16 protein-coding genes are annotated in these 24,365 nt (G+C 63.4%); 8 read left to right on the forward strand and 8 right to left on the reverse strand.

Annotation, left to right across the window (positions count from 1 at the left end; genetic code table 11):
* The first annotated feature begins 131 nt into the window (after positions 1–131).
* From H0482_RS16530 to H0482_RS07745, 5 genes are all read left to right on the forward strand, one after another.
* Positions 132–2,633 carry a methyl-accepting chemotaxis protein gene (locus H0482_RS16530; RefSeq protein ID WP_230989501.1) on the forward strand — a complete coding sequence of 834 codons (2,502 nt, stop codon included), beginning with the start codon at positions 132–134 and terminating at the stop codon, positions 2,631–2,633.
* 185 nt (positions 2,634–2,818) lie between these two features.
* The gene (locus H0482_RS07730; protein ID WP_230989502.1) at positions 2,819–4,870 is read left to right on the forward strand and encodes a methyl-accepting chemotaxis protein; all 2,052 of its coding nucleotides are present in this window, start codon (positions 2,819–2,821) and stop codon (positions 4,868–4,870) included.
* A gap of 155 nt (positions 4,871–5,025) precedes the next feature.
* Positions 5,026–7,089, forward strand: coding sequence for a methyl-accepting chemotaxis protein (locus tag H0482_RS07735; protein ID WP_230989503.1), 2,064 nt, complete (start codon positions 5,026–5,028; stop codon positions 7,087–7,089).
* 297 nt (positions 7,090–7,386) lie between these two features.
* Positions 7,387–9,777 (forward strand): methyl-accepting chemotaxis protein, encoded by a 2,391-nt coding sequence (locus H0482_RS07740; RefSeq protein ID WP_193729466.1) that lies wholly within the window; start codon positions 7,387–7,389, stop codon positions 9,775–9,777.
* 222 nt (positions 9,778–9,999) lie between these two features.
* On the forward strand, positions 10,000–11,793 hold the full coding sequence (locus tag H0482_RS07745) for a methyl-accepting chemotaxis protein (RefSeq protein ID WP_193729467.1): 1,794 nt from the start codon (positions 10,000–10,002) through the stop codon (positions 11,791–11,793).
* Positions 11,794–11,867: 74 nt separating this feature from the next.
* Here H0482_RS07745 and H0482_RS07750 read toward each other — a convergent pair whose 3' ends face one another.
* Entirely contained in the window at positions 11,868–12,374 is a 507-nt protein-coding gene (locus tag H0482_RS07750; RefSeq protein ID WP_193729468.1) for a disulfide bond formation protein B, read from the reverse strand.
* Between the two features lie 82 nt (positions 12,375–12,456).
* Complete coding sequence (locus tag H0482_RS07755; protein ID WP_193729469.1) at positions 12,457–13,287, reverse strand: DUF72 domain-containing protein; 831 nt, start codon at positions 13,285–13,287, stop codon at positions 12,457–12,459.
* A 97-nt stretch (positions 13,288–13,384) separates the two neighbouring features.
* Between H0482_RS07755 and H0482_RS07760 the strand changes: the two genes are divergently transcribed.
* Both H0482_RS07760 and H0482_RS07765 read left to right on the forward strand, forming a co-directional pair.
* The gene (locus H0482_RS07760) at positions 13,385–14,188 is read left to right on the forward strand and encodes a thermonuclease family protein (protein ID WP_230989504.1); all 804 of its coding nucleotides are present in this window, start codon (positions 13,385–13,387) and stop codon (positions 14,186–14,188) included.
* A complete protein-coding gene (locus H0482_RS07765) occupies positions 14,185–15,663 on the forward strand; it encodes a M48 family metalloprotease (protein WP_193729470.1) in 1,479 nt (492 codons plus the stop codon). Before H0482_RS07760 ends, H0482_RS07765 begins: the two co-directional genes overlap by 4 nt.
* 27 nt (positions 15,664–15,690) lie before the next feature.
* On the opposite strand, the gene mutT is transcribed toward H0482_RS07765, so the two are convergent.
* From mutT to secA, 4 genes are all read right to left on the reverse strand, one after another.
* Positions 15,691–16,098 carry an 8-oxo-dGTP diphosphatase MutT gene (mutT, locus tag H0482_RS07770; protein ID WP_193729471.1) on the reverse strand — a complete coding sequence of 136 codons (408 nt, stop codon included), beginning with the start codon at positions 16,096–16,098 and terminating at the stop codon, positions 15,691–15,693.
* On the reverse strand, positions 16,095–16,844 hold the full coding sequence (locus tag H0482_RS07775) for a GNAT family N-acetyltransferase (protein ID WP_193729472.1): 750 nt from the start codon (positions 16,842–16,844) through the stop codon (positions 16,095–16,097). The genes mutT and H0482_RS07775 overlap by 4 nt, the downstream gene beginning before the upstream one ends.
* A gap of 162 nt (positions 16,845–17,006) precedes the next feature.
* Positions 17,007–18,242, reverse strand: coding sequence for a bifunctional glutamate N-acetyltransferase/amino-acid acetyltransferase ArgJ (gene argJ, locus H0482_RS07780; RefSeq protein WP_193729473.1), 1,236 nt, complete (start codon positions 18,240–18,242; stop codon positions 17,007–17,009).
* A 99-nt stretch (positions 18,243–18,341) separates the two neighbouring features.
* On the reverse strand, positions 18,342–21,050 hold the full coding sequence (gene secA / locus H0482_RS07785; protein ID WP_193729474.1) for a preprotein translocase subunit SecA: 2,709 nt from the start codon (positions 21,048–21,050) through the stop codon (positions 18,342–18,344).
* Between the two features lie 403 nt (positions 21,051–21,453).
* On the opposite strand from secA, the gene H0482_RS07790 reads away from it, so the two are divergent.
* On the forward strand, positions 21,454–22,347 hold the full coding sequence (locus H0482_RS07790; protein ID WP_193729475.1) for a peptidylprolyl isomerase: 894 nt from the start codon (positions 21,454–21,456) through the stop codon (positions 22,345–22,347).
* Positions 22,348–22,349: 2 nt separating this feature from the next.
* Here the strand turns inward: H0482_RS07790 and H0482_RS07795 are convergent, their stop codons facing one another.
* Together H0482_RS07795 and H0482_RS17005 are read right to left on the reverse strand one after the other, a co-directional pair.
* Positions 22,350–23,024 carry a hypothetical protein gene (locus H0482_RS07795; protein ID WP_193729476.1) on the reverse strand — a complete coding sequence of 225 codons (675 nt, stop codon included), beginning with the start codon at positions 23,022–23,024 and terminating at the stop codon, positions 22,350–22,352.
* Positions 23,025–23,195: 171 nt separating this feature from the next.
* Positions 23,196–24,221 (reverse strand): L,D-transpeptidase family protein, encoded by a 1,026-nt coding sequence (locus H0482_RS17005; protein WP_193729477.1) that lies wholly within the window; start codon positions 24,219–24,221, stop codon positions 23,196–23,198.
* Positions 24,222–24,365: the final 144 nt, after the last annotated feature.

Here is a 24,365-nt window from a genome sequence, read left to right on the forward strand (position 1 = left end):
GGACCTGCGGATTTACCCGTAATAAGTGATTAATCTCGCTACTGTATCGTTTGCATCCAGCCGATCAGAGGATGTGCCGGGCGCTTTTGCGCGTACAGGCAGGATGGTCGCTTGGGGGGGAAGGCTTGTCCATGAAACTGTTTCCGCATCTAAAAATCGCCCAGAAACTACCCCTGGCGCTGGTGGGTTCGGCGCTGCTGGTAAGCGCCGGCGTCGGCATTGCCAGCTATATGATCGGGCTGGGCACGGTGCAGGAACAGCGCGACCAGTCGATGCAGGCCTCGCTCAATACGGCAGTGGCGCTGGTCAGCGAGTATTACGGCAGCGCCGAGGTCGATCTCAGGCTCTTCGTGCAGCGCGCCGACACGGCGACGGCGATGAAGAACCTCACCCGGGCGCTGGACGAATTGCGCATGGGCCTGGGCGAAGGCGCGACGACGCAATTGCAGACCGCCTATGTCACCGAAAGTCCCAAGCCCGAGGACCGCGCCTCGGTGGACAGCAATATCAAGGGGGCCACCTATGACGCGCCGCATAAGCGGTTTCATCCCGGCTTCCGCACCCTGATGCAGGAGCGCCATTACGCGGACGTGCTGCTGATCAGCGCCGCGGGCGACGTGGTCTATTCGGTGGCCAAGAATATCGATTTTGCCAGCAATGTGGGCAGCGACGGGTCGGGACTGGGACAGGCTTTCGCTGCGGCGAAGGATCTCGCGGATGGCGAGGCGGCTTTTGTCGATTTTTCCCTTTATGGTCCCACGGGCTCGGCGCAGAGCTTCATGGCCATGCCGGTCTATGACAAGGCGGAAAATACCGGCGTCATGGTGCTCTCGATCGCGCCCGATGCGGTGAGCGCCCGTGTCTCGGGTCTCTCCGGCATGGGGCGGAGCGGGGAAGTGGTGGTGGTGGGCAGCGATGGATTGCTGCGCACTGAATCCCCCCGCACCGAGGAAGCCGACGTCCTGGCCAGCGTCCTGACCAGCGACGCCATTGCCAATGCCTTTGCCGGCATTTCCGGGGAAGGCGGCAGCAGCGATTATCGCGGCGCGCCCATGGTGGTGCGGGCCGCGCCGGTCAGCATCGGCGCCGTCACCTGGGCGGTGGCGGCGGTGCAGCCGGAGGAGGAAGCCTTCGCCGCCGTGGTGCAGATGCGGAACATGACGCTGGCCATTGGCGGGGGCCTGCTGACCATTGCCGCGCTGCTGGGCGCCTGGTTTGCCCGCTCGATCAGCCGCCCGATCACCCGGCTTACCGACAGCATGGAAGCGCTGGCCAATGGCGATCTGTCGGTGGCGGTGGATGGCGGGGCGCGGCATGACGAAATCGGCGCCATGGCGCGCAATGTGGAAGTGTTTCGCGAGAATGCGCTCAAGGTCAATGCCATGACCGAGGCGGAAGCGGCGCGGATCATCGCCAGCCAGGCCGAGCGCGCGGCGATGATGCAGGATCTGCAGCGCGCCTTTGGCGATGTGGTGGATGCGGCGGTGGCAGGAGATTTCTCGCGCCGCGTCACCGCCGAATTCCCCGATGACGAACTCAATGCGCTGGCGCGTTCGGTCAATGGTCTGGTGGAGACGGTGGACCGGGGGCTGGGAGAGACCGGGGCGGTGCTGTCGGCGCTGGCCAATACCGATCTCACCCAGCGCATGGACGGCGATTATCAGGGCGCTTTCGCCCGGCTCAAGGCCGATACCAATGCGGTGGCCGAAAAGCTCACCGATATCGTGGGGCAATTGCGCGATACGTCGCGCACCCTCAAGACCGCGACGGGCGAAATCCTTTCCGGCGCCAACGATCTGTCCGAGCGCACCACGAGACAAGCGGCGACGATCGAGGAAACCTCGGCGACGATGGAGCAATTGGCCTCGACGGTCATGGCCAATGCCGAACGGGCCAAGGAAGCCAGCACTGTGGCGAGCGGGGTGACCCATACGGCCGAAGAAGGCGGGCAGGTCATGGCCAATGCCAATGAGGCAATGGAGCGGATCACCCAATCCTCGGCGAAAATCTCCAACATTATCGGGCTGATCGACGACATCGCTTTCCAGACCAATCTTCTGGCGCTCAACGCCTCCGTGGAAGCGGCGCGGGCGGGAGAAGCGGGCAAGGGCTTTGCCGTGGTGGCGGTGGAAGTGCGGCGCCTGGCGCAGAGCGCGGCGCAGGCCTCGAGCGACGTCAAGGCGCTGATCGAGCAGAGCGCCACCGAGGTCAAGGGCGGTTCGCGCCTCGTGGCCGATGCGGCGGGCCGGCTCGAGCAGATCCTGTCCTCGGCCCGGGCGTCGAGCGAATTGATGAACGGGATCGCGCGCGAAAGCCAGGAACAGGCCGCTTCGATCGATGAGGTCAACAGCGCGGTGCGGACCATGGACGAGATGACCCAGCACAATGCCGCCCTGGTCGAGCAGATGAATGCCTCGATCGAGCAGACCGAGGCGCAGGCCAGCCAGCTCGACCGCATCGTCGATATTTTCGCCCTCGAGGAAAAAGCGGCGCCGGTGGCCCCGCCAATCCGTGCCACCGCTGTACCGGGCACGGCGGGGGCGCGCGGGCTTCAGACCCGGCTGGACAAAGTGGCCAAATCCTATCTCACCAAGGGCAATGCCGCGCTGGATGCGGATTGGAGCGAGTTCTGAACCGACAGGGAAGATGCCAAAAGACGCGGAAAGCGTGTAATCGCCGGAGCTAAAAAGCTCATGAAATCGATTGCATTATTTTCTGTATAACTTTCGGTAATGGTAATCTCCTAGCGTGTTTCCCAAAGGGTCAGCACGGCCGTCCGGCCTGAGACACGCTGCGGTCCGTACGGGGGAAAACAGATATGAAGTCCATCGCGCGCCTATTGGGCAATGTGCGTATGACCACGACCATCCTGGTTCTGGTCCTGGCATCGATCATCGGCTCCATCGCCGCTGTTTCGGCATCGATCTATGTGAACCTGCACGCACAGGCCATGCAGGACAGCCGTTTGCAGCAGGAAACCAATAAGGGCGTCGCCGCGACCATTCTGGAGCGGCGCATTTCCGGTTCGGTGCTGACCTGGGCCGAAGATGGCAGTATCGCAGCCTTCCAGAGCTGGGCCATTCCGCCCTTCTATGACAGCGAAGTGATCGACTCGGTGACCCGCGTCACCAAGCAGGATGCCGCCATCTATGTGCTGGCCACTGACAGCGGCAATCTGGTGGCCAAGACCACCAGCCTCAAGCGCGAAGACGACACCAGGGCGGTCGATGCCATCCTGCCGGCCGATAGCGCGGCGGTGATGCAGGTGCTGGCGGGCGAGCCCTATCTTGGACCGATCGACGTTGACGGGGCCAATTATTTCTCGGCCCTGCAGCCGATCAAGAAAACCAATGGCGACGTCATGGGCGCCATCTTCGTCGGTACGCCCATGGCCAATGTCGAAGCCGCCGCCAATGGCGTGCTCGGTCTGATCGCCATGGTGGGGGGCGGGGTGACCGTGGTGCTGGGCCTTCTGGGCTTTGTCGCATCCCGGTTCATCACCCGGCCCATCCCGCGCCTGGCGGGAGCGATGGACGCCATTGCCGAGGGCAATTACGAAGCCGATGTGCCCTATACCGAAATGGGCAACGAGGTCGGCGGCATGGCCCGCGCGGTGGAAGTGTTCCGCCAGAACGGGCTGCGGGTCAGCCAGATGACCGAGGCGGAAGCGGCCCGGATCGTTGCCGACGAGGAAAGCCGTCGGCAGATGATGCGCGAATTGCAGAATGCCTTTGGCGAGGTGGTGGACGCGGCCCTGGCCGGCGACTTCACCCGCCAGGTCCAGGCCGAATTCCCCGATCCTGAACTCAACAGCCTTGCGGGCAGCGTCAACAATCTGGTCGCCAATTTTAATCGCGGCGTCAGCGAGATCGGCGGGGTGCTGGGCGCCATGGCCGATACCGATTTCACCCGCCGCATGGAGGGCGAATATGAGGGCGCCTTTGCCCGGCTGCAATCGGACACCAATGCGGTAGCCGACAAGCTGGGCGAAGTGGTCGGCCAATTGCGCCACACATCGGGTTCGCTCAAGACGGCGACAGGAGAAATCCTGTCCGGCGCCAATGATCTGTCAGAGCGCACGACCAAGCAGGCGGCGACAATCGAGGAAACCTCGGCAGCCATGGAGCAACTGGCGGCCACCGTGCTCAAGAACGCCGAGCGGGCGCGCGACGCCAGCGCCAATGCCACCAAGGTCACCCGCACCGCCGAAGAGGGCGGCAAGGTGATGGACGCGGCCAATGAAGCCATGGACCGCATTACCCAGTCCTCGGCCAAGATTTCCAACATTATCGGACTGATCGACGATATCGCCTTCCAGACCAATCTGCTGGCGCTCAATGCCTCGGTGGAAGCAGCACGCGCAGGCGAGGCGGGCAAGGGCTTTGCCGTGGTGGCGGTGGAAGTGCGGCGGCTGGCGCAGAGCGCGGCGCAGGCTTCGAGCGAGGTCAAGGCGCTGATCGAGCAATCGAGCGGAGAAGTCACGACCGGCACCAAGCTGGTCGGCGATGCCGCCGGCAAGCTGGCGACGATGCTGGACGCGATCCGCGAGAACACCACGGCGCTCGAAGCCATTGCCCGTGACAGCGCCGAACAGGCCACCGCCATCGACGAGGTGACCTCGGCGGTGCGCACCATGGACGAGATGACCCAGCACAATGCCGCCCTGGTGGAAGAGACCAATGCGGCCATCGAGCAGACCGAGGCGCAGGCCTCCGAGCTTGACCGGATCGTCGATATCTTTACCGTCGATGGCATGGGACGGGCTTTGCCCGAGAGCGTGCAGGCCCAGCAGCAGGCCCTGCGGGCTGCCGCTCCCAGGCTGCGCAGCCAGGGCAATGCGGCGCTGGCGCAGGATTGGGACGAATTCTAAAATCCTGGTGCAGCTCAATTGCAGGACGGCCCGCTTCGGCGGGCCGTTTGTTTTTCAGGGCTAATACTCGGTTAATGCCCTTTCGTTAGGATTTCTGCCGAGTTTGAGTGCCCGAACCAAGGGGGGAGCGGGCGCCATCCGGGGATCCTGCACACATGTTCCGAGCCATCAAGCGTGTCCTGGGCAATATCAGGATGACGTCCGCGATCGCGGCGCTGGTGATCTATTCGATCCTGTTCTCGGTGGCGGTGGTTTCCGCAGCGATCTACTTCAATCTGAACGCGGCTTTGCGCGCCCAGATGGAAACGCAGCAGAGTTCCAATCTGAGGACTGCCGCGACGCTTCTCGCCAATAATTTGCCGGGCGCGGAGGTCGTCTGGGCCGAGGACGGGCAGATCGCCACGCTCACCACCTGGGCCATGCCGCGGCAATTCCTCAATCACGAACTCGTCGATTCCATTGCCCGGCTGACCGGGGAAAGCGCCGCCATTTTCGGCTGGGACGCTGAAAAGAGTGATTTCATCTATATGAGCGCCACGATGGCGGGAGATGATGGCGAGCGTCTGGTGGGCGCTACGTTGGGTCAGGGCAGCCTCGCCTATGCGGCGATGATGGCGGGTATCCCCTATTCCGGCGAAGCGGTGATCGCGGGCGCCCCTTATTACACGGCCTATCAGCCTATTCTCGACCAGAAAGGGACGGCGGTGGGTGTGCTCTATGTCGGCGTGGACAAGGTGGGCGTCGAAACGCTGATCAATGGCGTTCTGCTGCTGCTGGCCGGTGTGGGCGGGGGCGCGCTGCTGGTGCTGGGGGTGATCGGCCTGATGGTCTCGCGCGCGCTGACGGCGCCGGTGCCCCGGCTGGCGCAGACGATGAAGACCGTCGCCGAGGGCAATTACCAAACCGAAGTGCCCTATCTCGACCGCCGCAATGAAATGGGCGAGATGGCGCGGGCCGTGGAAGTGTTTCGTGAAAACGGGCTCAAGGTCAGTGCCATGAGCGAGGAGGAACGCGCCGCTTCCGAGCGCCGGCGCATCGAGCGCACCGATATGATGGTGGCCTTGCAGGCCGCTTTCGGCGAAGTGGTGGATGCCGCCATTGCCGGGGATTTCTCCAAGCGCGTGCATGCGCAGTTTCCCGACCGGGAGCTCAACAGCCTGGCCGGCAGCGTCAATGCGCTGGTCGAGACCGTGGATCGCGGGCTGAGCGAAACCGGCGAGGTTCTCGCAGCCATGGCCCAGGCGGACATGACCCGCCGCATGCGAGGGGATTATCGGGGCGCATTCGCCAAGCTGATGAGCGACACCAATGCGGTGGCCGAAAAGCTGAGCGAAGTGATCGGCCAGTTGCGCCATACTTCGGGCGCGCTGAAGACGGCGACCGGAGAAATCCTTTCCGGCGCCAACGATCTGTCCGAGCGCACCACCAAACAGGCGGCGACCATCGAGCAAACCTCGGCGGCCATGGAGCAATTGGCCGGCACCGTCGCCGACAATGCGCGCATGGCGGACGACGCCAATGCCAGCGCCAATGCGGTTTCGGCGGATGCGGCGCGCAGCGGCGCGGTCATGGACCAGGCCAATGAGGCGATGGAGCGGATTACCCAATCCTCGGCCAAAATCTCCAATATTATCGGGATGATCGACGACATCGCCTTCCAGACCAATTTGCTGGCGCTCAATGCCTCGGTGGAAGCGGCGCGGGCCGGTGACGCCGGCAAGGGGTTTGCCGTGGTGGCGGTGGAAGTGCGGCGCCTGGCGCAAAGCGCGGCCAGCGCCTCAGCGGAGGTCAAGGCGCTGATCGAAACCAGCGCCAGTGAGGTCAAGGCCGGGTCGAGCCTCGTCTCGAGCGCGGCGGGGCAATTGCGCACCATGTTGGGCGCGGTGAGCGAGAATGCCGGCTTGATGCAGGCCATCGCCAAGGCATCCAAGACGCAGGCGGCGGCGATCGGGGAGGTCAGCGTGGCGGTGCGCACGCTGGACGAGATGACCCAGCACAATGCGGCCCTGGTGGAAGAGACCAATGCCGCCATCGAACAGACCGAGGCGCAGGCCGCCGAGCTCGACCGTATCGTCGATGTGTTCACCATCGAGACGGGGGGCAAGGTGGTGGCACCAACCGCCCTGCCGCGACTGGAAACAGAAAAAATGCGTGGCGCCGCCCGATCTTATCTCGGTCAGGGCAATGCCGCGATCGCGATGGACTGGTCGGAATTCTAGCCGGTGCCTGCCGACAACCGGACTCTGGCAGTGGGGCAATTTTTGCCCCTTTCCCGCTGAATAAGAGCGTTTTTTTCCACTGTTTACTGCGCCTTAACCCTGTCGTGATGTGATCGCGACGGACGCAGAACGACATAGCAGTGGGCCGGTCTCTTGCCGGCGCCTATGAGGATGCGTCAATCCAGCTCGACTACCATCCGGCTCCCGCCGTCCTGATGGACGGACGGGGTCGCACGTAATCGGCACAGAAGAAGCGGAGCAGCCAGAATGGCGCGCTCCTGGGGGGCATGTGAGCAAATGAAGTTTAGCGATCTGTCAGTTCGGACGAAACTGGTGGCTGGGGCAGGGGTGCTGTTCCTGACCGCCATGGGAGGCATCATTGCCGGTGGCTTGAGCCTGATGTACGAGACAGCCGGCGTAGAGGCGGAAGCCCGCGCCCGAGCGTTGTTGGGTCAATATAGCCAGCTGGCCTCGGGGCAGATGGGCGGCATCATTTCGGCGACGCTCAGCGTGGCGGGCGCGGTGGAAGATGTGATCGCGCAGGAGCCGATCGACCGCGATCAGCTCGGACGAATGGTGACCGGCGCAATACGGGCCCAACCGGCCGTTATCGGCATGACGCTGGCCTTCAACACCAATGCGCTCGATGGCCGGGATGCCGGCTTTGTCGGACATCCCTATTCGGACGATAAAGGGCGGTTCGTGCCCTATTTTACCCGGGCCGATGGTGGGATCGCGGTCGAACCGCTGATCATGACGCCGGAAAACGGCACCGAGAGTTGGTATGACATGCCGATGCGCGAAGACCGCACGGTGCTGGTCCCCCCCTATAGCTATCCGCTCAACGGCACGACCACGCTGATGTCCAATGTGAGCGTGGTGGTTCACAAAGGCGGCAAGCCCGCCGGCATTCTCACCTCCGATCTCACCCTGGATGCGATCTCGGCGGTGATTTCGGCGCTCAAGCCGTTCGACGTCGGCTCGGTGATGCTGGTCAGCAATACCAATACCTGGATCGCCAATCCCGATGCCAGCCTGATCGGGCAGGAATTGCCGCAGGAAAGCGTCGCGGCGCTGCTTGATCCTTCACTGACCCATCAAGGCATGATCTATGCCGACCCGGCAGGCATCAATCAGTTCGTTCTTACCCTGCCGGTGAGCTTCAGCGGGGTCGCGGACGAGTGGCTCATGATCATGCAGGTGCCCGCTGACACCATCTATGCTGGTGTCGACGCCATGCGCGGCATGGTTCTGGTGGCCACCTTGGTGCTCCTGCCCATCCTGCTGGCGCTGGTCTGGTTCGGCGCAGGCTTCATCGCCAAGCCGATCCGGCGCATGACCGGCATCATGGGCGAACTGGCCGATGGCCGCTACGACCTCGAAGTGCCCTATCAGGCCGGAAAGGACGAAATCGGCTCCATGGCCCGCGCCGTGGAAGTCTTCCGAGACAATGGGCTCAAGATCAGCCAGATGACCGAAGCCGAGGCGGCGCGTATCATCGCCGACCAGCATGCCCGCCAGCAGATGATGCAGCAATTGCAGCGCGCGTTCGGCGATGTGGTCAATGCGGCAATGGCGGGGGACTTCTCCCACCGGGTGAACGCGGATTTCCCCGACGCGGAACTCAACAGCCTCGCCGCTTCGGTCAACGGACTGGTCGAGACCGTGGACCAGGGCGTGACCGAGACCGGGTCGGTTCTGGCGGCCCTGGCCGATATGGACCTGACGCAGCGCATGGAAGGTTCCTATGAAGGCGCCTTCGCCCAGCTCAAGCACCATACCAATACGGTGGCCGAGACGCTCGGCAATGTGGTTTCCGGCCTCAAGACCACCTCGCGCGCCCTCAAGACGGCAACGGGAGAAATCCTCTCGGGCGCCAACGACCTGTCCGAACGCACCACCAAGCAGGCGGCGACCATCGAGCAAACCTCGGCGGCCATGGAGCAATTGGCGTCAACCGTGATGGCCAATGCCGAGCGGGCCAAGGAAGCCAGCAATGTGGCCGGCGAGGCGACCCGAACTGCCGAGCAGGGAGGGCAGGTGATGATCGACGCTACCCATGCCATGGAGCGGATCACCCAATCCTCGGCGAAAATCTCCAATATTATCGGGCTGATCGACGACATCGCCTTCCAGACCAATCTGTTGGCGCTCAATGCCTCAGTGGAGGCGGCGCGGGCCGGGGAAGCGGGCAAGGGCTTTGCCGTGGTGGCGGTGGAAGTGCGGCGGCTGGCGCAGAGCGCCGCCAATGCATCGCTGGACGTCAAGGCGCTGATCGAGCAGAGCACGCATGAAGTGGCCGGCGGTACTCGCCTGGTCGGTGATGCAGCGGCCATGCTTACGGCCATGCTAGACGCTGCCAAGACCAATTCACGCCTGATGGACGGCATTGCCCATGACAGCCAGGAACAAGCCGGCGCCATCGAAGAAGTGACGGTCGCCGTGCGGCAGATGGACGAGATGACCCAGCACAACGCGGCGCTGGTGGAAGAAACCAATGCCGCCATCGAGCAGACCGAAGCACAGGCCTCCGAGCTTGACCGGATCGTGGACGTCTTCAGGACCGGCACGGATGTTCCGCCGTCGGTGGCAACGCCTCCGCGAGCGGCGCCAAAGGTCCAGCAGGCTGCCAAGGCCTATCTCACCGCCGGAAATGCGGCCCTGGTGGCCGATTGGAGTGAGTTCTAGTTCCGTAGACGATCCCATTGGGAGAAATAACTATACAGGCCGCCCGAATTTATTCGGGCGGTCTTTTTGTATTGGTATTTTTCACAATACAAAATTACTTATCGCTTGCATTTTCATGTTCGGATGTTTTGCTAGGTGAATTCCAACAAGTTGTTAAGCAAACAGGCGCAGTCTTCGTTAGATGTCGTCGATTTCCTTTTAATCTTGGTTGGAGATGTGCAGGTGGTTGACTTTCTTTTCGGGCGAAAAGCGGCTGGCAATCGTGATGCGGCCAAGTTAGCAGCGATCCTGCGCAGCCAGGCAGTGGCCGAATTCCAGCTGGATGGCACGATTATCGGGGCCAACGAGAATTTCCTTTCCACCATGGGCTATCAGCTCGAGGAAATCGTCGGCCGGCATCATTCGATGTTCTGCGAACCAGAGTTCGCTGCCAGCGCCGAATACAGGCAGTTCTGGGCCGACCTTGCCCATGGCGAGTTCCGTTCCGCGGCATATCGGCGTCTGGCCAAGGGAGGCAGGGAAGTCTGGATCCAGGCCAGCTACAATCCGGTCCTGGACATGAACGGCAAGCCGGTGCGGGTCATCAAGTTTGCCACCGATATCACCGCGCAGACTCAGCTGGCCGCTGACCATGCGGCCCAGATCGAGGCCATTTCCCGGGTTCAGGCGGTGATTTCCTTCAATCTCGACGGCACGATCATCGACGCCAATGAGAATTTTCTCACGACGCTGGGCTATCGGCTCGAGGACATTGCGGGCAAGCATCATTCGATGTTCTGCGATGGCAATTATGTCGGCTCCGCCGAATATCGCCAGTTCTGGGACCGCCTGCGGGCGGGAGAATATATCGCCGCCGAGTTCCACCGCGTCGGCAAGGGCGGGCGGGACGTGTGGATCCAGGCGTCCTATAATCCGATCTTCAGCGCTTCAGGCGCGGTGGTCAAAGTGGTCAAGTTCGCCACCGACATTACCGAGCGCAAGCGTGCCGAGGGCATTATCGATGAATTGACCGGCTCACTGGCGCGCATGGCGGAGGGCGATCTCGGCGGACGGATCGATGCAGTGTTCACCGGTCAATATGAGGCCCTGCGCGGCGCCTTCAATTCCTCGCTCGGGCAATTGCAGACAATCGTGGCGCAGCTGCGCAAGGCCTCGAGCGGCGTGCGCGTGGCGACCGCGGAAATCCTGTCCGGCGCCAATGATCTTTCCAGCCGCACCACACGGCAGGCCGCGACGATAGAGGAGACGTCCGCTTCGGTGGAGCAATTGTCCAGCACGGTGAGCGACAATGCCCGAAGGGCCGCGAGCGCCACTGAAAAGGCGCGGCAGGTGGCCCGGAGCGCCGCCGATGGCGGCGAGGTGATGGGAGCGGCCACCAGCGCCATGTCGGCGATCGAGGCGTCCTCGGCGAAAATCTCCAACATTATCGGGCTGATCGACGATATCGCCTTCCAGACCAATCTGCTGGCCCTCAACGCCTCGGTGGAAGCGGCGCGGGCCGGCGATGCGGGCAAGGGTTTTGCCGTTGTGGCGGTGGAAGTGCGGCGGCTGGCCCAGAGCGCCGCCAGCGCCTCGGCCGACGTCAAGGTGCTGATCGAGGCCAGCGCCGGAGAGGTCCGCTCTGGGGCACAATTGGTGGGCAAGGCGGCCGAAAAGCTCTCCGACATACTCGCCGGGGCAGAGGAAAGTGCGGGGCTGATCGACGCCATTGCCCGCGCCAATCAGGAGCAGTCCGGCGCCCTTGCCGAAGTGTCGGTCGCCGTGCGGCAGATGGACGAAATGACCCAGCACAATGCCGCGCTGGTGGAAGAGACCAATGCTGCCATCGAGCAGACCGAAGCGCAGGCGGGCGAACTGGACCGGATCGTGGCCGTATTCAGGACCGATATTGAGACTCCGGCGCCGGCAGCGGAACGTCGGGCGGCCAAAGCGAGCGCACCGCGTGCCGCGCCGATGGGAGGCGGCTATGCCAGCCATGGCAATGCCGCGATTGCGGCCGATTGGAACGAGTTTTAGGGCCGGATATTTCCGGCCCATCCGGCAATGACATGGCGCCCAGGCAAGGACCCGTCGGGGCAGCCGCGCATGCGCTAGCGGCGGGTGCGGCGGGCCTGGAACAGCACGGCGCTGGCCAACAGCACGACGACGCCCAGACAAACCAAGGCGTTGTAGCCGGCCAGCGACAGGCCGAGGAAGCGGAATTGCACCACGTCGCAGCCGATGACCGGCTGGAGGTCATTGAGCGAATCGAGCGACAGGTTCAACCCCGCTCCAGTGCCCGAACAGGCGGTGGGGCCCGGCCAGAAACCCCATTCGACGCCGGAATGGAAAATGCCGAGCCAGGCGCCCCAGGCGAACAAGGCCGCGACAATGGCCATGGCGACATACCATACCGGCAGCGGCAGGCGGTTCCACAAGAGCAGGACCAGAGCCAGAAGCGGCAGGCCCCAATAATAGGGCAGGCGCTGTTCGAGGCAGAGCTCGCAAGGCTGCAATCCGCCCAGATATTGGCTGCCCAGCGCGCCCAGAATAGCGGCAAGGCCGAGCAGGAAGGCGGCGCATGCGGCGATTTTATCGAGCGGACTTGCTTTGGACATCTTGAGGACTCTGGGTGACGCTACGCTGAAAGCCCCAATAGACCGGGGATTGGACAAAATCCAGTTGGGAACGGGCTCGTGATCAACTCGAAGACGGGCGGATCCCCAGCGCCTCGCCAAGGGCGATGGCATTGGCAGGCGCGTGCAATTTGTCTTCATGAACGAAATAGGCAAAGACATCGCGCCCGCTCTCGCGCCAGGCGTCAATCGTTCTGGCCCAGTCGGCGATGTCCGCTTCCTCATAGGTTCCCGCATCGGGCCGCGCCGGACCTTGCAGGCGGCAATAGGCGAAATCGGCGGTCAGCGTCCGGGCAGGATTTGCAGCCGTATCGGAGATGACAAGGGCGACATTGTGCCGGCGCAGCAGCGCTTCGACTTCGGGATTGTCGAAACTGGCATGGCGCAGCTCGATGGCATGGCGGATCGCCGTGACGCCCCTGGCCTCAAGATAGGGCTCGGTCTTCAAAGTGTCGGCCTTGGCCGCGAGGTCACGATAGGAAGCGAGATCATGGGGCAAGACCGAGAGGAAATCGGCAAGAATTTCGGCGTCGTAGGCGAGGTTGGGCGGCAATTGCCAGATGAACGGGCCGAGCCTGTCGCCCAGCGCCAAGGGCCCGGAGGCAAAGAAATTGGCCAGTTCGCGCTCGCAATGACGCAGGCGCCTGATATGGGTGACCAATTGCGGGCCCTTGACCGAGAATTTGAAACCGTCGGGGGTTTCCGCGGCCCAGCGGGCAAAGCTCTCCGGTTTCTGATTGGCGCGGAAAGTGGCGTTGATCTCGATGCTGGTGAGGTGGCTCGCCGCATAGGCCAGTTCCTTTTTCTGCACCAGGCCGGGCGGGAAGAAGGTGCCGCGCCAGGGCGCATAGACCCATCCGGCCGTTCCGGTCCTCACCGTGCCGCTCTGTCCCATCCGTCGCACTCCCTGCGGTACGTCCACATGGCGCATGGTAATCTTTTTTTGCCGTATTTTCATGCATGGTGAATGAAATCTTGTCCGGGGTGCTCGTTTGCGTCGCATTGCCATCGTTTCCCTTGCTGCCGCCATGTTGACCGGCGCCAGTCCGGTCGCCGGCTGCGATGGGCTGCGCATGGCGCCGGGCGGCCTTGTAAGCGAAGTGGTGGATGGCGATACGGTGCTGCTCGAATCGGGGCTCGCCGTAAGGCTGATCGGCACGCAGGCGCCCAAGCTGGCGCTTGGCCGCGAGGGGCTGGCCGATTGGCCGCTGGCCGAAGCGGCGCGCGATGCGCTGCGGACGCTGGCTTTGGGCAAGAATGTGCAGCTCGGCTATGGCGGGGAAGAGCGGGACCGCTATGGCCGGGCGCTGGCGCATGTCTTCATCGAGGCCGACGAGGGTTCGATCTGGGCGCAGGGACAGATGATCGAGGCGGGGCTGGCGCGGGTCTATTCGTTTCCCGACAATCGTCGCTGCCTCGATCAACTTTTCGCAGGTGAGGCCCGGGCCCGCGCGGAGCGGCTTGGAATCTGGAGCGATCCCTATTACAGCGTGCGGGCGGCGGATCGCCCGGCAGACTTGCTCGACCGGGTTGGAGATTACGAATTGGTCGAGGGACGGGTGTTGCTCGCTGACAGAAGCGGCTCGCGCATCTATCTCAATTTCGGCCGGTTCTGGAAAGAAGACTTCACCGCCGTGATCGAAGCACCAGCGCTCCGCCTGTTCGAGCGCGACAGGCGCGATCCGTTGGAACTGGAAGGCGCGCTGGTGCGCATACGCGGCTGGGTCGATGAGCGGGATGGTCCGCGCATCGAGATTACCCATCCCGAGCAGATCGAGGTTGTGGCGAGGCCATGAAAGCGCTTCCGGGCAAAACTATGCTGCGCGTGACCCTGCTGGCGGTCAGCCTTGTGGCGCTGACGGCCTGCTCGTCGCTGACCGGCTCCAATATCAGCGTCGGGCGCACCGGCGACAATCCGGCGCCCAATGTGATGCCGGCGGGCGCCGATCCCGACGACGCGGTGGTGGGACGGCGCGAACATCCCCGGATCATCGCCGCCTATGGTGGGGTCTATGAGGACCGGCAGGCCGAAATCATGGTGGCCCGCATCGTCGGCAGGTTGCTGGCGGCGGCCAACCAGCCCAATGCGCAGTTCCAGGTGACCATTCTCGATACGTCGGAAGTCAATGCCTTCGCCCTGCCGGGGGGCTATATCTATGTGACGCGCGGCATTCTGGCGCTCGCCTCCGATACGAGCGAATTGGCGGCAGTGCTGTCTCATGAAATCGCCCATGTGACGCTGCGCCATGCGCGGGCCCGCACCGACAAGACGCGCAATACCCAGATCGTGGACCGGGTGATCACCGGCATTTTCGGCGGCGATACCTCCACCGACGCCACCGCCAACCGCACGCGGCAATCGCTCGCCGCCTTCAGCCAGAACCAGGAATTGGAGGCCGATCGCGAGGGCATCAAGTTTGCCGGCAAGGCGGGCTATGATTCCCAGGCGGCGGCGCGGTTCCTGGGCGTGATGAGCCGGTTCGCCGCCTTCTCCGCCGGCAAGAGCCAGGGCGATGACGGGTTTCTGTCCAGCCATCCCTCGACGCCCTCGCGCATCGAAACCGCGATGAATACGGCGCGCACCATGTTCGGCGCCGGTGAAGCCGGAGAAACCGACCGGGGAGGCTATCTCTCGGCCATTTCCGGCCTCACCTTCGGCGACAGCCCGGCCCAGGGCAGTATCGTGGGCCAGCAATTCATCCATTCGGCCTCCAAATTCACCTTCACGGTGCCGCGGGGCTACAGTCTGCAAAATTCGCAAAGCGCCGTGGTGGGCGTGGCCGGGGACGGGGAGGCCGTGCGCTTCGACAGCGCCGTGGTGCAGCCCAATATGGCGCTGACCGATTATCTGCGCTCGGGCTGGATCGCCGGGCTCAAGGCCGACAGCGTCGTCGCCCACACCTATAACGGCATCGAGATGGCGTCGGGCCTGGCCCAGACCGATCAATGGTTCTTCCGCGTCGCGGTGATGCGCCTCGATGGCGATGTCTACCGGTTCATTTTCGCCGCCAAGGCGGACAATCCCCAATTCAAGCAGGGCGCCGAGGCCACGATCCAGAGTTTCCGGCGCACCCAGGCAGCCGATCTCAACCAGATCCGCCCGCTTTCGATCCGGCTGGTCACGGCGCGGGCCGGCGACAGCGCCGATGGTCTGGCGCGGCAGATGGCCAATATTCCGGGTGGGCGCGACCTGTTCTACATTCTCAATAATCTGCTGCCGGGCGACAGGGTGACGGCGGGGCAGCGCTATAAGGTCGTCGCCCAGCGCTGAGCCAGGCCAAACAGCGACGAGCGGGCCTCAGAGCAGGTCGCAGAGCGCGGCGATCAGCGGTTCATCGGCGGGCGGCATCGGATAGTCGCGCAAGGCCTGTGGCCGCACCCATTTGAGGGCCTGATGTTCCCCGGCCAGCGGCGTGCCCTGCCATTTGCGGCAGACATAGAGCGGCATCAGAAGATGCATGTGCTCGTAGGAATGGCTGGCAAAGGATAAGGGCGCCAGACACGCTTCCCTGGTCTCGATGGACAATTCCTCGCGCAATTCGCGGATCAGGGCGGCTTCGGGTGTTTCGCCCGGCTCCAGCTTGCCACCGGGAAATTCCCAGAGCCCGCCCATATGCTTGTCCTGAGGACGCTGGGCGATGAGCACCCGCCGGTCCGCGTCCACCAGGGCGCAGGCCACGACGAGCAGGATCGGTTTTTCGGTCATCGTGCGTCCTTGGGGATGCGATAGGAATAATCGTATTGATGAACATAGCCGAGGCGAGCATAGAGCGACTTGGCGGCGGCGTTGTCGGCCTGCACGTTGAGCGCCGCGATCCGGGCTCCCTGCGCATGAGCCCAGGCAAGGCCGGAGCGCATCATCGCCGCGCCCAGGCCCTGGCGGCGGCGTCTTGTGTCAGTGACGACATTGCCGGCGATGACGATGCCGTCGGCGATGGCCATGAGCCCGGAGGCCACGACCGCGCCGTCGCGAAAGATCAGCACTCCGGCCGCAGGAACCGCTATGACCCTGAGCAGGCGCGAGAAGCGGTCGGCAATATCGTCGCTATAATGCTGCAAACGCTGCTGGGCGGCGAGAAAGACGGGATCGAGCGGGTCGGTGATCCGGCCCTCGGCTTCGCCTTCGTGGGCGTGGAGCGGCATGGCGTAGAGATGGCTCGCATCGATGCCGATCCAGCCCTGGGCGTCGAGGCAGGAGGACAAGGCCGAACTTTGCAGTGGGGTGGTGCGGATGACGGGGGCAATGCCGCGTTCGACATACCAGGCCTTGCCGGCGGCCAGACGTTCGGCGGCATTGTCATTGTCCGCAGGGTCGAAGCATTGCAGCGAATTGGCTCTTTTGGTGTAGCCATTGGCGGCGCGGCGCAGCCAGGCGCCGTCCCAATCGAGCTCGATGGCGGGCCAGGCTTTCAAGCCGGCCCGTTCGAAGGCTGCGCAATCGGGGAGGGCCATCCTCAAATCCTTCCGGCCTTTAGGCGCTGTACCCATCCTCGTCACCCAAGGGCGGGCTGGCCCATGCGAGGGATCTTTGCATTGGATTGCCCGGACAAGCCGGGCAATGACGATGGAACGAAGACGTCCAGCCAGCGAGGCTCCCGTGACAGGCGGAACGATCTAGCTCCGGTAGTCGCCATTGATAGTGATGTAGCCATGGGTGAGGTCGCAGGTATAGACCGTCGCCTTGCCGTCCCCCAGGCCGAGGCTGACGGTCAGATCGAGGTCTTCGCCCTTCATATAGGCGCTGGTGGCGGCCTCGTCATAGAAGGCGGCGCGCTCGCCGTCGCGGGCCACGGTGAGATCGCCGAAGCGAATGGCAAGACGGTCGCGGTCGGCGGGTTCGCCGGCCTTGCCGACGGCCATGACCACGCGGCCCCAATTGGCGTCCTCACCGGCAATGGCGGTCTTGACCAGCGGGGAATCGGCAATGGCCTTGGCGATGCGGAAGGCGCTCTCGTCCGAGACGGCGCCCTCGACATGGACGGAAACCTGCTTGGTAGCCCCCTCGCCGTCGCGCACCACATGGATGGCCAGTTCGAACAGGACATCCGACAGCGCCTGGCCGAAAATTTCGGCGCGGGGATCATCGAGGCTCAGAATGGGTTCGACCGGCGCCTTGCCCGTGGCGAAGGCCAGAAGGGTGTCGGAGGTGGAGGTGTCGCTATCGACGGTGATGGAATTGAAGCTGGTCTGGTTGTGACGGGCCAGCAGAGTCTGTAGCGCCGAAGCTGCGATGGGCATGTCGGTGACGACGAAGGACAGCATGGTGGCCATGTCCGGCGCAATCATGCCCGAGCCTTTGGCGATGCCATTGATGCTGATTTCGACCCCGTCGATCTCCAGCACGGCGCCGGAGAGCTTGGGATAGGTGTCGGTGGTCATGATCGCTTTGGCCGGCTCGATCCAGGGCGTGTCGGCCATGCGGGTGGCAGTCTCGTCGAGCACGCCGGAGAATTTTGAGGCATCGAGCGGTTCGCCGATGACGCCGGTCGAGGCGAGGAAAATCTCCTCGATCCGGCAGCCCAAGGCACCGGCGGCGATTTCGGCGGTCTGGCGGACGCTGTCGCGGCCCTTGAGGCCGGTAAAGGCATTGGCATTGCCCGAATTGACGACGAGGCCGCGCGCCTTGCCGCCGGCCAGGTTGGCGCGGCACCAATCGACGGCGGCCGAGGAGCATTTCGAGCGGGTGAGGACGCCGGCGACGACCGTGCCTTCATCGAAGGCCATCAGCAGGACGTCGGTGCGGTTCTTGTACTTGATCCCGGCTTCGGCGGTGGCAAAGCGCACCCCTGCAATGGCCGGCAGGTCAGGATAGGTCTTGGGAGCGAGGGGCGAAACCGGATGGGCGGCCATTGGGGAAACCTTTTAGGGCAAATCTCGCCTTGATGTGCCTCAAAGGTGCGCCAGGTGCAAGAAGGGCGGCCCCGGGGCCGCCCTTTTTCATCATCGCATTCAGGCGAAGGCGCCGTGGCAATGCTTGAACTTCTTGCCCGAGCCGCAGGGGCAGGGGGCATTGCGCGAGACGCCCTGGAGGAGTTTCGGATCGATGGGCGGCAGGCCGTCGCGGCTGGCGACATCGTCGCCCAGCGCATCGTTCTCGCCGGTGGTCGGATCGATATGGGTGGAGGTCAGCCGGCTCAGGTCCGGAGCCGGCGGCGGCTCGGGTTGGCGGATCTGAATCTCGATATGGCTGAGCTGGGTGGTCACCAATTCGCGCAGATTGCCCAGCATGGCCTGGAACAGCTCATAGGCTTCCTGCTTGTATTCGTTGAGCGGGTCGCGCTGGGCGATGCCGCGCCAGCCGACGACCTTGGAGAGGTGGTCGAGCATGACCAGATGCTCGCGCCACAGCCCGTCCACCGATTGCAGCAGGATGGACTTTTCCACCTGACGCATGATGTTGGCCGAGTATTTTTCTTCCTTGGACGCGATCAGAGTATCGGAGGCCGCGCGCAGGCGCTCCTCGATGGTCTCGACGTCGATGCCTTCCTCGGCGGCCCATTGAGCGGCGGGGATGTCGATATTGAGATAGGTCTTGGCGGCGGTTTCGAGCTGCTCGACATTCCACTGCTCGGGATAGGAGCGCGGCGGGATGGCGCGGGAGATCACGTTCTCGACCACGCCATGGCGCATCTCGGTAATGGTCTCGCTGACATCGTCTTCATCCATGAATTCGAGACGCTGTTCGAAGATCACCTTGCGCTGATCGTTCATCACGTCGTCATATTTGAGGATGTTCTTGCGGATGTCGAAATTGCGCGCCTCGACCTTGCCCTGGGCACGTTCAATGGCCTTGGTCACCCAGGGATGGGTGATGCTCTCGCCCTGTTCCAGCCCCAGCTTGCCGAGCATGGAATCCATGCTCTCGATGGGGAAGATGCGCATCAGGTCGTCCTGAAGCGAGAGGAAGAACTTGGAATGGCCGGGGTCGCCCTGGCGACCGGAGCGACCGCGCAACTGGTTGTCGATGCGGCGGGATTCGTGACGCTCGGTACCGATGACCATGAGGCCGCCTGCTGCCAGGGCCTTCTGCTTGTCGTCGGCGATCGTGGCCTTGATCTCGGCGATCTTCTGCTCGCGCGCCTCGCCCTCGAGGCCCTCGGCCTCCTTCTGGATGCGCATTTCGAGATTGCCGCCGAGCTGGATGTCGGTGCCGCGACCGGCCATGTTGGTGGCGATGGTGATGGCGCCGGGCAGGCCGGCATCGGCGACGATGAAGGCTTCCTGCTCGTGGTGGCGGGCATTGAGCACGTTCATCTGCCCGACATTCTTCTTACGGAGGATGTCGGCGAGCATTTCGCTCTTTTCAATCGAGGTCGTGCCCACCAGAACCGGCTGGCCGCGTTCCTGGCATTGCTTGATCAGGTCGGCGATGGCGTCGAACTTCTCCTCCGCCGTGCGGTAGATGGCGTCGTCTTCGTCGATCCGCTGCACCGGCAGGTTGGTCGGCACGGTGGTGACGCCCAGCCCATAGATGTCGGCAAATTCTTCGGCCTCGGTCTCGGCGGTGCCGGTCATGCCGGCGAGCTTCTTGTAGAGGCGGAAATAATTCTGGAAGGTGATCGAGGCCAGCGTCTGGTTCTCGGCCTGGATCTTGACGTGTTCCTTGGCTTCGAGCGCCTGGTGCAGGCCTTCCGAATAGCGGCGGCCCGGCATCATGCGGCCGGAGAATTCGTCGATGATGACCACTTCGCCGCCTTCCGCATTCTGGCGGACGATATAATCCTTGTCCTTGCGGAACAGCTTGTGGGCGCGCAGCGCCGAATTGGCATGGTGCACGAGGATGACGTTTTCCACGTCATACATGGAGCCGGACTTGAGCAGCCCGGCTTCCGCCAGCGCGGCTTCGAGCTTTTCCACGCCCTGGTCGGTAAAGGTGGCCGAGCGGTGCTTTTCCTCGATCTCGAAATCGCCCTCGCCGATCAGCGGCATCAGCCCGTCGATCTTGATATAGAGGTCGGAGCGGTCCTCGGCGGGGCCGGAAATGATCAGCGGCGTGCGCGCTTCGTCGATGAGAATGGAGTCCACTTCGTCGACGATGGCGAATTCATGACCCCGCTGCACCATCTGGGCGCGGGTATATTTCATATTGTCGCGCAGATAGTCGAAGCCGAGCTCGTTATTGGTGCCATAGGTGATGTCGCAAGCATAGGCGGCCTTGCGGTCGGCATCGTTGATGCCGGGCACGATGACGCCCGTGGTCAGGCCGAGAAAACCGTAAATCTGGCCCATCCAGGCGGCGTCGCGCCTGACGAGGTAGTCGTTGACGGTCACCAGATGCGCGCCCTTGCCGGTCAGCGCATTGAGATACATGGGCAGGGTCGCGACCAGCGTCTTGCCTTCGCCGGTGCGCATTTCGGCGATGGAACGGTCGTTCATGACCATGCCGCCGATCAATTGGGTATCGAAATGGCGCATGCCCAGCACGCGCTTGCTGGCTTCGCGCACGGTGGCGAAGGCAGGAACGATGAGATCGTCGAGCTTCTTGCCGTTTTCCAGCATCGTCTTGAATTCGGCGGTGCGCGCCTTGAGCGCGTCGTCGCCGAGCTTGGCCAGTTCGGGCTCGAGCGCGTTGATCGCCGCCACCTTGCCCTGATACTGCTTGACCTGCCTGTCGGACGGTGACCCGAAAATTTTTCGGGCAAGCGCAGCTAGTGGCATGTTTGCGGTCCTTCTTGTGTCGGCGGCGGGGCGGTGGATCGGGCGGCGCGTCGTCACATGGGCGCGTCTGCCAGCCCATTCCGCCTCGTCACAACTGGGGAATCCCTAACGGTCCCGAATGTGTTCGTGTTGCATTCCCGCTGCGCGTCGCTCGGGCGCGGCAACAGGCCATGCTCTGGAAAAGCGGGTGAGATGTAAGAGTGGGGTCCACTCTTGTCAACGTATGCGAATTCCGCCACATCACTGCCTGTCTCATGGTTTCCGGGCTTAACAGGCAGGCGTGAAGACGAGGTAAGCGTTCCGGTCCTCGGCACAATTTGGCCTTTCTGGCATGCGGGCGGGACGGGACAGACCGATTGACCGTGCCGGCGCGTCTCGCCCGGCCAAGGAGAAATGTGACGCCATGCGGAAATCCAGCCTGCGCCTGATGCGCGCCGTCAGCCTTGTTGCGCTTCTGGCCTCGGTGCCGGCCGCCAGCGCCCTGGCCCAGGGCGAGGCTATTGCCAATGCCAATGCAGTGGTGGCCAGCGTGGGTGACGAGACCATTACCGAGGCAGACCTTGCCTTTGCCGCCGAAGACATGGCGCAGGACCTGGCGCAGATGCCGCCGGAGGAGCGCCGGGCGTTCCTCGTGCGCATCCTCATCGACATGAAGGTCATGTCCAAGGCGGCGCGCGAAGCGGGCATGGACCAGACCGAGATTTTTGCCCAGAGGCAGAAATATCTCGAGGAGCGGGCGCTGCGCCGGGCCTATTTCAACGAAGCCATTGCCGGGGCCGTGACCGAAGAGGCCGCCCGCGCCGAATATGACGCTTTCGTCCAGCAATTCGCGCCGCAAGACGAAATTCGCGCCAGCCATATCCTGGTGGAGGACGAAGCCAAGGCCAATGAACTCAAGGCCCAGCTCGATAGCGGTGCCGATTTTGCCGAGTTGGCGCGGGAAAACTCCATCGATCCGGGCGCGGCCAATGGCGGCGATCTCGGCTTTTTTGGCCGCGGCATGATGGTGCAGCCCTTCGAGACGGCGGCCTTCGGGCTGGCCAATGCGGGTGACGTGTCGGCACCGGTGCAGTCCCAGTTCGGCTGGCACATCATCAAGCTGGCCGAAAAGCGGCAATCCGCCCCGCCCAGCTTCGAGCAGGTGGCACCCCAGATCCAGAACCAGTTGCTGATGCGCTCCTTCAGCGAAAAGGTCGAGGAATTGATGGATGGCGTCGAGATCGTGATCGAAGATCCCGAGCTCAAGGCCCGGTTCGACGCGCAGGAGGCCGAGGAGGCCGGCGCGCTGGCTGAGTAGAATCAGCAGGTGACGCGGATTTCGGCATAACCGGTCAGACCCTCGTCACCACCGGAGGTTACGCCTATGGTGCAGGAGGGGCTGCCCGGCAGCACGATGGACCCGCCCGAGGCGATCGTCGTGCCGTCTGCCAGCACGATATAGCCATTGGTGACCTGTGCCACATTAATTATCGATGATTGCCCGCAGATCGGGTAGCTGTCGCCTTCGGCGACGAGGATGCGCATGCCCGAGGGCAGGCAGTCTTCGTTGCCGGCGGTGGCCGGCGCTGCCGGATCGGGGGCAAGGGCAGCCGCAGCGGGCGGCACAATGCTCTGTCCCCGCTCGAGAATGGCGAGGCGATTGGCCAATTCCGCCAAAGCCTCGCCCTCGGCCCGGGCGGGGACATTATTGCCTGCGCCGCGGGCATAAAGATCGAGACTGACGCGGAGCTGGGCGATTTCGGAGGCGAGGCGGCGGGCTTCCACCTGCCCCGCTTCATGCAGCCAGGCCGCAGTCGCCAGGCCGGAAAGGCCCGCAATGAGGCCCATTGCGCCAAGGATCAGCGCGAAGACGGACAGGCGGGACGCTTTTGCCGGCGTCGCAAGATTGCGGGCATTGTCCGACAGGGGGCGCATTTCGGGTATCAGCGTGATCCCGGCGCCGTCCGATAGGCGCTGCTGTTCTGGCTGGTCCACACGCTCTCTCCGATTGCCGCCTGGTGCGGCCTTCCCACCAAAGTGGGGCCGAACTTTGGCTCCAAGCCTATGCCATAAGACAGGCCACGCCCCGAAGCGCGAGCCGCTCAAGTGTCTTGCTTGCGCGGCGGATTTTCCGAAAACCGTGAATGCGCGTTTCGGCCCGAGGTCTTAGGGGCGCGCATTGGCCGGGGTGGGCAGGCTCGCCGGTTTTCCGGAAATGACCGGCTTGATATTGGGATCCTGGCCGGGATTGCCGCCGAACATGCCGCCGATACCACCGAAGAAACCGCTGACCGCCTCGCTGCGCTGCTTGAGCGCCGCGTCCTCGGCCGCCTTGCGGTCGGTTGCTTTCTGCGCCGCCTCCGATTGGCTGGCCAGCGTCGCATTGTCGGCCTGCTGCTTGGCGGTGAGGGCGGCATTGGCGATGACCGGGGGGCAGGGGCCAAGTGCATTGAGCGGGCCCGAGGAGGCCGGATTGAAGATATAGCGGCCCTCGCAGACGTCCCAGGCCGGCGGGGTCTTGGTCAGCTCGAACAGATCGTAGCCCGTTTTGATGTTCTTCCAGAAATCCATGTGGGGGCTGGAGGAATGACGGGCCAGGTTGGCCGTGGTCATGCGGAAGGGGAAGATTTGCAGCTGGAAGCTGGTATTGCCGCCCTTGAAGCTGTCGCGGGCCAGGGCATAAATCTCGGCCACGCCCTGATCGGTCATGGCATAGCAGCCGCTGGAAGAACAATCGCCATGCACCATCAGATTGGAGCCGGTGCGGCCATGGGCGCGGTCGAACTTGTTGGGAAAGCCGGTATTGAAGGCTAGGTAATAATTGGATTTGGGGTGCAACAGGCCGGGCGTGATCGTCGAGAAGCCCTCGGGGCTCTGGCGGTCGCCTTCCTTGAATTTGGGGCCCAGCTCGCCGGAAAAGGCGCAGATCTCGTATGCCTTGAAAAGCTTGTACGTGCCCGAAGCAGTGCGCTTCCACACTTCCAGAACTGCTTCTTCCTTGAAGATGCGCACCAGCATGGCTTCATTGGCTGATGAGCCCATATTGCGCAGGCCCTGCACCACCGCGCCAGAAAGCGGCTGATTGTGGCGATTATCGCCGGCCTTGACGAAGCTGGAGCAGGCGGCAAGACCCACGGTCAGCCAGCAGAGGATCACGAAAGCGCCGAGGCGGTGGAAGAGGGAAGCGGACACGAGGATGAGACCCGGATAGCTAGCATTGCCCCGTTCGGGGTTTGGTTTACGCAACATGACCCAAGGCGGTGAATGAAGCCTTTACCGAAGGCAAATGCCAGAAGGATAGGCGGGCTGCTCACGCCGATGTGTGTGCATAGGGGC

The sequence above is a fragment of the Devosia faecipullorum genome (genome assembly GCF_015158295.1).
Lineage (GTDB): Bacteria > Pseudomonadota > Alphaproteobacteria > Rhizobiales > Devosiaceae > Devosia > Devosia faecipullorum.